Origin of the sequence: Microvirga tunisiensis, from assembly GCF_009296175.1 — a bacterium.
GTDB classification, from domain to species: domain Bacteria; phylum Pseudomonadota; class Alphaproteobacteria; order Rhizobiales; family Beijerinckiaceae; genus Microvirga; species Microvirga tunisiensis.
Genome location: NZ_VOSK01000213.1, coordinates 1 through 11,396, shown reverse-complemented (window position 1 = coordinate 11,396; position 11,396 = coordinate 1). Strand labels below are relative to the sequence as shown.

General features: G+C 62.5%; 11 protein-coding genes. 5 read left to right on the top strand and 6 right to left on the bottom strand.

Features of this window, described 5'->3' with window-relative positions:
- The first annotated feature begins 286 nt into the window (after positions 1–286).
- Positions 287–1,123 (top strand): PucR family transcriptional regulator, encoded by an 837-nt coding sequence (locus FS320_RS30225; RefSeq protein ID WP_152715974.1) that lies wholly within the window; start codon positions 287–289, stop codon positions 1,121–1,123.
- Between the two features lie 194 nt (positions 1,124–1,317).
- On the opposite strand, the gene FS320_RS30220 is transcribed toward FS320_RS30225, so the two are convergent.
- The 5 genes from FS320_RS30220 to FS320_RS30200 all read right to left on the bottom strand — a co-directional run bounded on the left by FS320_RS30220 (position 1,318) and on the right by FS320_RS30200 (position 5,200).
- Positions 1,318–1,635: a hypothetical protein gene (locus FS320_RS30220; protein WP_152715972.1), complete on the bottom strand. Its 318-nt coding sequence runs from the start codon at positions 1,633–1,635 to the stop codon at positions 1,318–1,320.
- A 15-nt stretch (positions 1,636–1,650) separates the two neighbouring features.
- Entirely contained in the window at positions 1,651–2,670 is a 1,020-nt protein-coding gene (locus tag FS320_RS30215) for a nickel/cobalt transporter (protein ID WP_152715970.1), read from the bottom strand.
- Positions 2,661–3,308, bottom strand: coding sequence for a DUF1007 family protein (locus FS320_RS30210; protein WP_152715968.1), 648 nt, complete (start codon positions 3,306–3,308; stop codon positions 2,661–2,663). Before FS320_RS30210 ends, FS320_RS30215 begins: the two co-directional genes overlap by 10 nt.
- A 172-nt stretch (positions 3,309–3,480) precedes the next feature.
- The gene (locus tag FS320_RS30205; protein WP_152715966.1) at positions 3,481–4,137 is read right to left on the bottom strand and encodes a DUF1007 family protein; all 657 of its coding nucleotides are present in this window, start codon (positions 4,135–4,137) and stop codon (positions 3,481–3,483) included.
- A gap of 139 nt (positions 4,138–4,276) precedes the next feature.
- Positions 4,277–5,200 (bottom strand): metal ABC transporter substrate-binding protein, encoded by a 924-nt coding sequence (locus FS320_RS30200; protein ID WP_152715964.1) that lies wholly within the window; start codon positions 5,198–5,200, stop codon positions 4,277–4,279.
- Positions 5,201–5,477: 277 nt separating this feature from the next.
- Here FS320_RS30200 and mepA point away from each other — a divergent pair, with 277 nt between their 5' ends.
- The 4 genes from mepA to FS320_RS30180 all read left to right on the top strand — a co-directional run bounded on the left by mepA (position 5,478) and on the right by FS320_RS30180 (position 9,894).
- Complete coding sequence (gene mepA, locus FS320_RS30195) at positions 5,478–6,395, top strand: penicillin-insensitive murein endopeptidase (RefSeq protein WP_152715961.1); 918 nt, start codon at positions 5,478–5,480, stop codon at positions 6,393–6,395.
- A 196-nt stretch (positions 6,396–6,591) separates the two neighbouring features.
- Complete coding sequence (locus FS320_RS30190) at positions 6,592–7,341, top strand: extensin-like domain-containing protein (protein ID WP_152715960.1); 750 nt, start codon at positions 6,592–6,594, stop codon at positions 7,339–7,341.
- 421 nt (positions 7,342–7,762) lie between these two features.
- A complete protein-coding gene (locus tag FS320_RS30185) occupies positions 7,763–9,166 on the top strand; it encodes a cytochrome B6 (protein WP_152715959.1) in 1,404 nt (467 codons plus the stop codon).
- A 77-nt stretch (positions 9,167–9,243) separates the two neighbouring features.
- Positions 9,244–9,894 carry a DUF4142 domain-containing protein gene (locus FS320_RS30180; RefSeq protein ID WP_152715958.1) on the top strand — a complete coding sequence of 217 codons (651 nt, stop codon included), beginning with the start codon at positions 9,244–9,246 and terminating at the stop codon, positions 9,892–9,894.
- An 882-nt stretch (positions 9,895–10,776) separates the two neighbouring features.
- Here FS320_RS30180 and FS320_RS30175 read toward each other — a convergent pair.
- Complete coding sequence (locus FS320_RS30175) at positions 10,777–11,241, bottom strand: DUF4142 domain-containing protein (RefSeq protein WP_244627488.1); 465 nt, start codon at positions 11,239–11,241, stop codon at positions 10,777–10,779.
- Positions 11,242–11,396 lie beyond the last annotated feature (155 nt).

The following is an 11,396-nucleotide window of genomic DNA, read 5'->3' as shown; positions in this document are numbered from 1 at the left end:
CAGGCGCCCACCGTCGAAAGCAGCGGTGATCTTCTTGCGGCCAACGGCTGGAAACGGGAAGGTGGCAGGTGTATCGTCCGGCATGGCGAGTGTGGCACAGGGCAATTGGTGGCAGGGATTAGTCTCAACAACCAAATCCTACGCTGCTTCAAGTGCTTAAGCTACACTCGCCAGCCTTCATCAACCTTCCCATGCATAAGAACGGCTAGTCGCAGAACCTTCCAGTGCGACAGCGTTCGATGACATCAGGCTTGGAATTCTTGCGTCATTCATCGCGCTGGAGATCATGAAGGACGTGTCCAACGCGGACTTCGTGAACAAGAAGAAGCAGCATCTGTTCAGCGAATTACTGGCCGGATCCGGAGACAGCCTTGCCTCATCGCTGATGCGCTATCGGTTCACGATCAAACAATACTGCCAAATCGCAGTCATTCGAGTTGCAGAGACGAACTCACACTCCAACCCAGATGTGCTTCTGCAAATGGAGATCTCCCGTTTATCGGCCCGGCTTGGAACGATCAATCACTACAGCTTCTATTCTGATGATGATCTTGTCTTCCTGTTCTCAGCTCAGACGATGGCCAGCATGGAAGCGAGTGTAGCTCGCCTGAGACAGGCGATAGAAGGACAGAGAGTATTTTGTGGCGTGAGTTCCGTCTATGAAAGCAGCATGGCTCACGCTTTGCATTATCAGAATGCGGTCGAAAGCCTGAACCTGCTCTCATCGAAGGGAAGCTTTGGATATCTTCAGTATGATCGGATTGGCATCGAGCGATTGCTCATCAACCAGCCAAAGCAGCAGATCGTACGATTTGCTGATGACATACTCAGACCGATCCTGGAATATGGAAACAAAGGTCCGAGTTTGTATAGTACGTTGGTAACTTACATTGGCACTGGGAAGTCAGTTGCCGATAGCGCAAGATGCCTGAAGATCCACCCCAATACGCTTTATCAGCGACTCAGCAAAATTGAAGATCTTACTGGCTTGAGCTTGTCCAACGCGGAAGACTTCATGATGCTTAGTTTGGCTTGCCATCTACGGAAAGCGTATGTCGATGACTCTAGGAGCCGTACTTTGGTCCGAGGCTCCGACATTCTTTCTGCGCGATCGAGGGAATAGCGTAAATCTCATGCTCGTTGCTATCGGAAGCGGCTCGCCCGTCTGCCATCTGACTCGAAGTTGGCCGTTCCACCTGCTGATCACTAAAGGTCTGCTGCGGGTCACGCACTGAAATTCCTGGTTCCTTCGGAACGTCCGGTTACGTGAGGATTGCTGCCCTCGGACTGACGTCTCAGGTGTACCAGTACCCGATCTTAGGGGTTTGGTAGGGCTCCGTTACTTTCCGCGTGCGTCAGGGAGGACGAGCGGGCTGCGGCTTGCGCGAGGTCCGAACCACTGACCTTGGCCAAGGGTAATGCAATCTTGACGGCCTGAGTCTTCTGGCCGGGGCGCATGATCAGGATCACGGTCTCGATGTCAGGGCAGCCGGGGTCCGGGCAGGCGATTTCGTTGACGGCGACGGTATCCGTCTCGCCCAAGCCGAACGCGGTCCGGATCCGTGGTTTGATCTCTGCGATCAGGATGGCTCGCTCCTCCGCTTGGCTCCGCCGTTCCCGCCACCACTGAAGCATTGCCGTGGCCCCCAATCACGAACTCGCCCAGATCCCCGCCAGCAGCGAGGCCCCGAGCACGAGCACGAAGGCCGCCGCGAGAAGCTCGATCCCCGCCATCGCGATCGCCCCCGAAGCGCCACGCCCGCCGGCCACCTTGAGGGCAAGAGCCTTGGCGAACACCGCAACCGCCGCGATGGCGCTCGTGGTGAGCGCGGTGCCCAGTGACATGGCGAAAGTCGCGGCGATGCCGGCCGCAAAGAGACCTTGGGCCAGGGAGAAGACGAGAACGATCAGCGCCCCCGCGCACGGCCGAAGCCCGGCCGCCAGCGCCACGCCCGCCATGTCCCGCCAGTGAGTGAGACGGTCGAGTTCCTCGGGCGGCGGCATGTGCACGTGATCGCAGCCTGCCTCGGGCATGGTGCCCAGCGGATTGCGTGCCAGCGCCATGACCCCCAGGACCTTGCCGCTCTTGCGCCAGGTGATCACGAGACCCATCAGCGCGACAATGATGAAGCTCAGAAGCTCCACGTTCATGGCAAGCCTGTTCATGGTGGACGCCGTGGCGCGCAGCACGACGCTGACCGTGCCGACGATGAGAATGGCCACGCAGGCCTGCACGAGGGCTGCGGCGAAGCTCAAGATCAAGCCTTTCCGGAGCGCCTTCTCGTCCGCGACCAGATAGGCCGAGATCACGCTCTTGCCGTGTCCGGGACCTGCCGCATGAAAGACCCCATAGGCAAAGCCAATGAGGAGAAGAGGCCCGAGAGCTGCACCGCTCTCCTTCATGGCGCGCACGCTCGCCTGGAGGCTGGCATAGAATCCCGATTGGATGGAGAGGATCCACGCCCCGATATTGCCGGACGGCGCCGCTTCCCGAATGCCCATGCCAAACGGCGCTTTCGGTGCGGGCGCACTGATGGGACCGAGCCAGAACGCGAGCAGGCCGAGCGCTGAGGCCACCATGGCGACCGCCATGAGCATGAGGCCAAGCCTCTGCCAGAATTGCGCTTGGCTGGTGATCGAAGGGGCGAGCGGAGCGGAGGTCACGGACATGCGACAATGGCCTTGTTGGAATATTCGACGCTGAAATTCGCCCCGGGCGGCGCGGCCTGGATCGCGCCCTCGTCCTGGAGGATCTGCTGCATGGCGGTATCGAGCGCCTTGGCCTTGGCGACGTTCGTCACGCAGCCCTGAGGCGCGCTGGCCAGGGTCACGGCGGATTGATCGGCGAGGCTGAAATAGACGAAGAAGGTGGGATCATCGATCTCCACCGCCAGGAGACCCGCGATGGGGGTTGCGGCCTTCAGGGGCAGCAGGAACGACATGGTGACCCGATCCTTGTCCATGATCATCCGAGCCTCCCGCGGGTCCGTGAAGGCTTGAGGCTTGCCCTTCACCTTCAGGGTCGTGAAGTAGTTGAACTCGGCAAGCCCGGCGGCATTCTCGTCCGCGAGGCCCTGGAGCTCCTCCGGGGTCAGCTTGCCGTCGTTGTTCTTGTCCAGCCCTTGCGTGACATAGGCCGTGTAGGCCTCGTCGAAGGTCCATTGGTGACGCACGCCCGTCACCTTACCGTCAGGCGCAAAGACGATCTCCGCCTTGGCGGTGATCCAGATATGCGGATGAGCGAGGGCGGGCGAGGCCAGCCCGATCAGGCCGAGGGCCAGAAGAAGTTTCAGTCCTGGAAGGGCCATTGGATCGCTCTTGCAGAGCCGTGCTTCCGGCGAGCCTCGAAGGCAGTGGTTCGAACCATGACGCTTCATGGTTAAGAGAGGCGAAACCATGGCGCATGGTCACGGGGACCACGGCACGGCCGAGGCGGACCCGAGACGACGGCCCGAGGGCTGAACGGAAAGAAAGCGACCGTCAGGGACATGAGACCCGCACCCGGTTGGCGAATTGCCCGCCGACGTTCGAGGTTGATGTCAGTGCCTGGAAGAAGGCTTCCGAGAGCTGCTGCGGCTTTTGGGCCGTCAGGGGTTTCGGTGACGCTGGGCCGGTCACCGCGACGGCACACCCCTTGGGAGCTCCCTTGAGCGTGACGGGGTCCTTGGCCGCCATGCTGACGGACACGAAGTAGGTCGGATCGTAAATCTCGACCGAGAAGGCCTTGCCGGGATCGGTCGGGGTCTTGAGCGGCAGGACAAAGGTGAGGGTTAGGACCTCGTCGGCCAGGCTCATGCCGGATTCGGTCGGCTCGCTGAACTCCTGCCCGGAGCCGTTCGCCTTCAGGATGGTGAAGTAGTCGAACTCGGCAAGGGATCGGGTGTTCTCCCGCGCCAGGTCCCGGAGTTCGTCCGGGGTGGGCTTGCCGTCATGATTGGCGCCGAGGCCCTGGGTCATGAAAGTCGAGTTGCCTGGATCGAAGGTCCAGGCGTGGCGTATGCCCGAGACCCGGCCGTCCGCGGTGAACAGGATCTCGGCCCGGGCCGTCACCCAGACATGCGGATGGGCGCAGGCCGGACCCACCATCACGAGCATGGCGATAGCGGGAACGAGATGACAAAGGCCGAAGCGTGCCATGGGGTCACCCGGGGGAAGACATCCACCGCACGGTGGAGGGTGGTCGCGAAGCTTCCCCGCGTGGCTCTGGATCGACGACAAATGCGGCAGCAGAGAGGCTGAGCCTTCCGGGTGGCTCGGCCCGCTCACGCGCCGTTCCCTAATTCATCAGGGCCGCACCGAAGACCCGGACGTTGTTCCGGATCATGTCGATGTAGGTGCCGGCCGGCCCGTTCGGCTCCGACAGGGCATCGGAGTAGATCTTGTCGCCGATGCGGGCTCCCGTCTCCTTGGCGATCCGCTGCATCAGGCGATCATCCGAGATGTTCTCGATGAACACCGCCGGGATTTTCTGCGCCTTGATCTGGCGGATGATCCTGGCGACATCCCCGGCCGAGGCCTCGGCTTCGGTGGAGACGCCCTGGGGAGCAATGACCTGGATACCGTAAGCGGCGGCGAAGTACCCCAGGGCATCATGCGTGGTGATGATCCGTCGCCGGTCGGCCGGGACCTTCGCGATGGCGGCTTTGACCTCGGCATCGAGCGCGTCCAGCTTCGACAGGTACTGGGCGGCGTTGCCCTCATAGGTCTCCTTGCCGCCTGGATCAGCCTGGATCAGGGCGTCACGGATATTGGCTACGTAGAGCTTCACATTGGCGACATTCTGCCAGGCATGCGGATCGAGGCGATGGTCGCTATGCCCTTTGTGCGTGTCGTGATCGTCTTCGTGCCCCTCAATCGGCTTCACACTGGTCGAGGCCACGATCATTGGAGCGGTTGAGCCTGAGGCCTTGAAGAAGCGGTCGATCCATCCTTCCAGCCCGAGACCATTCACGAACAACACCCGAGCGGCCTTGACCCTCATGGCGTCAGCCGGGGACGGCGAGAAGACGTGTGCGTCGCCGTTGGGGCCGACCAGGGTTGTCACCTCAACCCGATCCCCGCCGACCTGCCGGACGAGATCGCCCAGGATGCTGAAGGAGGCGACTGCCTTGACCTTCCCGGCGGCGTGAGCAGGCCAGGTGGACACGGCCAGGGCTGCCCCGACGAGCAGGGCCAACGTGGATCGTCTGGACGGGCGCATGAGGATCTCCCAATGCGAGGGTGGGACGGGCTATGGCCTACGTATAGTATACTATACGTCCTGGCAATCTCCAGGATGATCTCGGCGTCGAAGGAGACCGGCCGGAGGAAGGCCACTCGTTCGCCTGTGGGCGCAGCGGGGTCAGGACGGCGATCCTGCATTCCCAAACGCCGCATGGTGCCTTCGAGCGCGACCCGCACATTCGGATATGCGTGGGCACGGGGCGGAGCTACCATAGGCAAGTTGGACTGCTCATCCCCCGCTCGGTCAGTCAGTCATGCCGCGATACATCTCTTGGTGGCTTTCGCTTCTCTCGGTCCTTCTTCTCAGCACGGCGGCCCTGGCGCAGGACAAAGGGAGCCTCGACCCACAACCGCTCCCGCCGCTCTCCAACCCGGATGATCCTGCAACGCCAGCAAAGGAGCTGTTTGGGCGGCGCACCGCCCCCGTGCCTCTCTCGGCGCGTTCCATTGGCAGTTACGCCAAAGGATGCCTCGCGGGCGCGATGGCCCTCCCGATTGATGGCGAGACCTGGCAGGTGATGCGCGTTTCGCGAAACCGGATGTGGGGCCATCCGCGCTTGATTGCCTTCCTTGAGCGGCTGTCAAAGCAGATGCCCGACATCAATGGCTGGCCGGGTCTCCTCGTCGGCGACATCGCGCAGCCTCGCGGCGGGCCGATGCTGACCGGGCACGCGTCGCACCAGGTCGGGCTGGACGCCGATGTGTGGCTGACGCCCATGCCGGATCGCCGCCTCTCGCATGAAGAGCGTGAGGACATGTCAGCAACGAACATGGTGCGGCCGGATCGCCTCGACATCGATCCGACGGTCTGGACGCCAGCGCACATCGCGTTGCTGAAAGCCGTGTCGCAGCAGCCTGAGGTGACGCGGATCTTCGTCAACGCAGCGATCAAGAAGGCCTTGTGCCGTGACGCCGGGGCCGAGCGCGGCTGGCTCACCAAAATTCGCCCGCTGTTCGGCCATGACTACCATTTCCACATTCGCATCGCGTGTCCGCCTGGCGATGGTAGCTGCCGTGGCCAGGAGCCTCCCCCCTCGGGGGATGGCTGCGGGGCGGAGCTTGCTCGCTGGTTCACGCCGCAAATGCTCTTCCCGACGCCCGGGCGGCCGCGGCCGCCGATGACCCTCGCGGCCCTTCCGCCGGAATGCCGTCGCGTGCTCGTCGCACCATAGGTCGATTCGTGGAGAGTCATTGCCTGTGCATCGCGCACTGCTGCTCGGTGCACGGGCGAGCGTCCGAACCGTGGCCATCGCGATCAGACCCCGGGTTCAATGGCCGCGCTGCCGTTCCGGCGGCTGCGGTGCACCTCTCCAAGAGTGAACCGGAGCCGCAATGATTGCGTTCCTCCCGAAGCCAAGGGTGGGACTCATGCTGCGGTCTGGACTTCTCCTTGCGGCGATCGTTGCCTTGGGGATGGGCACGGGCACGGCGCAGCCGATGCCGCCCTTGCCCCCGCCCCGGGAGGCGCCCTCGCCCACTCCGCCCTCCGCGGCTCCCGCCGAGCCGGCGCGGCCAGCCCCGCAGGGGCAAGGTCCCGCGCCGCCCGTGGCGGAACCCGAGTCCTGTCTGACCCGGCTCAGGGCCGCCGGGTTCATGGTCGAGGTCGCGGAACAGCCCTCCGCGTCGAACGAACTCTGCCGGATCGAGGATCCCGTCCGGCTGAAGGCGGTTCCGGTGCGCTCCCGGCCGGGGACGATGGTCCGCCTTGGCGCCCAACCCGTTCTGGCCTGTCGCTTTGCCGGTCCCTTCGGCCATTGGTTGGGGGACTTGGTGGCACCGATGGTGGCCGGGAGCCTGAACACCGAATTGAGGAGCGTCCAAACGGGACCGGGCTTCGAGTGCCGCAATCGCAACCGGGCTGAGACCGGCAAGCTGTCGGCACATGCCGAAGGGCTGGCCATCGACATCGCGGGCTTCGAGCTCGCGAATGGATCGACCCTGCCCATCAAGCCAAAGGGCGAGGCGCCGCCAGACCCGACCCTCGCGGCTGTCCGCACGGCCGCTTGCGGCTGGTTCACCACCATCTTGGGTCCGGGATCGGATCCGGCCCATGCCGATCATCTGCACGTGGACATCCAGCAGCACGGATCCAGCGACCGCTACCGCATCTGCCAGTGACCTCCGCTCTTAAGGCCCGACAGTACAAAGGGATGTTCCGCTTGGGGTCAAACCAGGAAATCCCGCTACCTTCAGGAGCGTCAGGTGTTCTCGGCCTGAGCAGACATTCGGCCTCCTTCCGGGTAGTGGCCACCGGACATTCATTGATGCGTAGGGTAGAGCCGGCACGACACCGGTGTTCGTGGGTCTGTACCGCGCGGCCAATGCCGCATGAGACCCTCGCATCCAAGGACGAGGGCCCCAACGACAAGCTAAGGAGCACAGCCTAGGGGTTATGACCGCAAAGGACTATCGCGATTGCTTCGGCCCTTTGTTGAAGCGCCGGCGGGCAGGGTGTGGTAGTGTTGTTCTCCAGTCAGTGACCATGGCTGTTACACCAGGCAGGCAAGAGCGGCCTGGGACGATTGGATGGAGACATGGCATGTTCTCCAAGACTACCACGGCGATCATGCCGGCCTGCGGCCTCCTGATCCTTGCGGGCGCCATTGCTGCCGTTTCCGACCCGCTGCCGCCGGACGCGACCTACAGGCCGCTGCCCACGCTTCCCTTCTCGGCCGTGAAGACAGCTGACGAGGCCCAGAAGCCCCAAGTCATGCAGCGGCAGACCGATCTGCTCAATGAGCGCTACGACCTCTCTGACCGGCCTGTTCCAGGTGTGATGATGTCGGGCGGCCGCAAGCCCGTTCAGGGCGGTGTCAGGGTCAAGTTGCCTGCGGGTGCGACATGGGACAGCCTTTCAACCATGCGCCCGGACGAGATCCGCCAAAGAGGGCTTCTCCCGGCTGGTTTCATGCCGCTGCCCCACGTCAAGCAAGCCACCGGCGGCCAGGTCTTTCCCAACAACCAGATCGACGAGATCGGCCGGCAGGAAGGGCGCAACCTGCGGCGCTTCGACATCGACTTCGACCTGCCGGACCGCTTTACGCCCGAATTCCCGCCGCCGATCTTCCTCACCACGCATCCCGAACTGGGCGACGTGTCCCGTGGACAGCTTCTGACGATCAAGAACTTCTACGAGCTGATGGTGGGTGTGTTGACCCCGGTGCAGATCGAAGGCCTGCGTCTCCTGCTCACGCCCTTTCCCCAGGAGGAGTTCAACCAGACCGAGGACCGCAAGAGCGCCGACCAGAGCCTTGGCGTGACCTGTCTCGACTGCCACTCCAATTTCCATTCCAACGCGGCCTTCCACCTCACGCCTGACGTGCGCCCGCAGGCGGCCCGCTTCCGGCTTGATACCGTCAGCCTGCGCGGCGTGTTCAACCAGCAGATCCATGGATCGAAGCGGTCGCTGCGCTCGATCGAGGACTTCACCCAGTTCGAGCAGCGCACGGCCTATTTCAATGGCGATCACGTCAGCGCCCAGCGCAAAGGAGTCAACCGACCCGACCGGGTCGATCAGGTGCCGATGATGGCGCAGATGCAGAACATCATCGACTTTCCGCCGGCTCCAAAGCTGGATCCTTTCGGACGCCTCGATCCAGCCAAGGCAACACAGCAGGAACTCGCGGGCGAGCGGGTCTTCTTCGGCAAGGGGCGCTGCGCCGAGTGCCATGTCGCCCAGACGTCCTTCATGGACAACAACATGCACGACCTCAAACTGGAGCGGTTCTACCAGATCGGGCAGACGGTCAACGGCCTGGTGATGCTCCCGGACGGACCGATCAAGACGCTGACGCTGCGGGGCATCAAGGATTCCCCGCCGTATCTCCACGACGGGCGTCTGCCGACGCTCGCCGATACGGTGGAGTTCTTCAATCTGGTGCTTGGGGTCAAGCTGACCCAAGACGAGAGGGATGCCCTGGTTTCGTATCTGATGACCCTGTGAGATGCCGGCGGCGATGGCTGCCATCAGTCGGCCGCCCGCAACGTGCTCTTGCATGACCGAACCAGGAAGGATGCCCGATGCGCCGTCTTGTCTCCCTCCCCGTCCTGATCCTTCTGTCCGCCGGTCCGGTTTGTGCTCAGTCCGGCAATCCAGCCGGCATGCTGCCGGGCACCTCCCAGACGGCCCCGGGAACTCCGGCTCCCCATCAAACCAACCCGCAGGATCGGCTGTTCGTCGACCAGGCGTCCATTGGGGGCATGGCGGAGGTCGAGTTCGGCCGACTGGCGGAGCGGAAGAGCCAGAACAACGCCGTCAAGGAGTTCGCCCGGCGGATGGTTCAGGATCATACCAAGGCCAATGATCAGTTGGCGGATCTGGCCAAGCAGAACGGCACCCCGCAGGCGGGCTCACTGGATGACGAGCACCGGGCGGTGCAGATGAACCTCGAGAAGGTGACAGGCCACCAATTCGATCTCGCGTATGCCGACAGTCAGCTCCAGGATCATCAGAAGACGGCCCAGCTTCTGGAGTGGGAGATCGGATCGGGGCAGGAGATGTCGCTGAAGCAGTTCGCCTCCGAGACCCTGCCGATCGTCCTGCGCCATCTCCAGATGGTGCAGGATCTCAAGGCGCAGTTGGCCGGGACCGGGGCACAGGGGGTTTCCGCGAGCACCATCGATACGGGGGCAGGACCAGCTCAGCTGGGACCAAAGCCGGCAGCCAAGTGACAGGGCAGAGCAGCGATCGCCTGGGCCAGCACGGGCACCGGGTCGGCACTTCCTCTCTTCGTTCCGCACAGGAGACCGCAAGACGTGAGCCATAATCGATCCGATGATCGCCGAAGTTCCGACAAAGGGCAGGTCTGGGTCAGGTTCTGATGATCCCGTGCGTTCTAGTGACGTCCGGTGTTCTCCGCTTGAGGGGACATTCGGGCTACTTCAGCTCAGTGCCAGAGAACGAACCCGCTCGCGCGGGAGGGCACTGCGGCTGGGGCGATGCCATGGCTGTAAATAGGCTCGGAAACATTGACCCCCGTCAGAGCAGGCGCAATCGGCTGAACATTCGCAACAAACAGCAATAACAGAGGGTCATAATCGGCGCCGGTCGTGACCCCCTCATTCTTTGCAAAGACCGTAAGCCACTCAGAAGCTTGCGCCTAGTGAGAGACGGGGTCTTCGTCCGACGCCGAATAACAAACAGGTTGCCGCCGGAGGAGCGCATCGCCGTCTTCATAACGATGGAATGTAAATTAGCGCGGAATTCCTGCCACCCTGCCGGGCCGACGCAAACAGCTGAACATTCGGAACAATTTGCCAGAGTGAAGGGGGCACAATCGGCGCCGCTCGTGCCCCCTACTTTGAGCAGAGAATGGAATTCACTCAGGAGGTTGCGTCTCACCAGTGGTGGGGGAGACAGTTCGGTGCTGAATGACAATCGGCTTCCTCCGCCGTTTGCCACCCTGCTTGATCGTTTGGAGACGTGTTCCATCGCCCAGCCTGGAGCAGCCGGCACGGCACAGGCGGCACCGGCCGACAATAGCCCTGGCGGCAATTCTTACAACAAGGCACCGCTGGAGACAGCGGAAAACGCTCTATTGATAGCCGGCATTCCTACTGGGTTTTCGGATTGCTGAGCGATTGGGCCATCTGCAGGTGGTTCTGCAGCGTCGGCAAGGTCTGGCTGGCATAATTGGCGGCCGGATCGTTCTGCCGCTTGGCCTCCTGCTGGTACTCCGCAATGTCCTTCTTGTGATCCGCAACCATGTCCTTCACGAATTCACGGTCGAAGGCTTCGCCCGAGAGCTTCGAAAGCTTCTGGTAGACGGCCTTCTGCTGCTTGCCGGGCTCGGTTGGTGGTGTTACTCCGATGGAATTCGCCACAGAGATCGCCTGCTGATTGGCAGTGGAGTGATCGGTTTCGAGCTGGCGCCCGAAATTCCTCACTCCGTCGCTGCTTCCTTTCTGTTGCGCCAGTTGTCCCACGGACACTTCAGACAGGTTGCCTTCGATAGCCTTCTTGATGAAGGCTTGGCCCGCCGAATCCTTGGCCCATGCCCCCGTCGCGGGGGCCGACAAGACTGTGGCAACGACAAAGCTCAGGACTAGAGCGCGTTGACATTCATTTGGTCCAGATGAACGCGCTGACGAGGCAAAGGATTGACATAAACGCCCGTGGGGTCTGTTCGTAGCGCGTGGCGATGCGTCTGAAGTGCTTGATTTTCAGGAAGAAG

Excerpts from the sequence above, each read along its gene's own strand:
- FS320_RS30225 (WP_152715974.1), top strand. The coding sequence starts at position 287 with ATGAAGGACGTGTCCAACGCGGACTTCGTGAACAAGAAGAAGCAGCAT.
- FS320_RS30220 (WP_152715972.1), bottom strand. The coding sequence starts at position 1,635 with ATGCTTCAGTGGTGGCGGGAACGGCGGAGCCAAGCGGAGGAGCGAGCC.
- FS320_RS30215 (WP_152715970.1), bottom strand. The coding sequence starts at position 2,670 with ATGTCCGTGACCTCCGCTCCGCTCGCCCCTTCGATCACCAGCCAAGCG.
- FS320_RS30210 (WP_152715968.1), bottom strand. The coding sequence starts at position 3,308 with ATGGCCCTTCCAGGACTGAAACTTCTTCTGGCCCTCGGCCTGATCGGG.
- FS320_RS30205 (WP_152715966.1), bottom strand. The coding sequence starts at position 4,137 with ATGGCACGCTTCGGCCTTTGTCATCTCGTTCCCGCTATCGCCATGCTC.
- FS320_RS30200 (WP_152715964.1), bottom strand. The coding sequence starts at position 5,200 with ATGCGCCCGTCCAGACGATCCACGTTGGCCCTGCTCGTCGGGGCAGCC.
- mepA (WP_152715961.1), top strand. The coding sequence starts at position 5,478 with ATGCCGCGATACATCTCTTGGTGGCTTTCGCTTCTCTCGGTCCTTCTT.
- FS320_RS30190 (WP_152715960.1), top strand. The coding sequence starts at position 6,592 with ATGCTGCGGTCTGGACTTCTCCTTGCGGCGATCGTTGCCTTGGGGATG.
- FS320_RS30185 (WP_152715959.1), top strand. The coding sequence starts at position 7,763 with ATGTTCTCCAAGACTACCACGGCGATCATGCCGGCCTGCGGCCTCCTG.
- FS320_RS30180 (WP_152715958.1), top strand. The coding sequence starts at position 9,244 with ATGCGCCGTCTTGTCTCCCTCCCCGTCCTGATCCTTCTGTCCGCCGGT.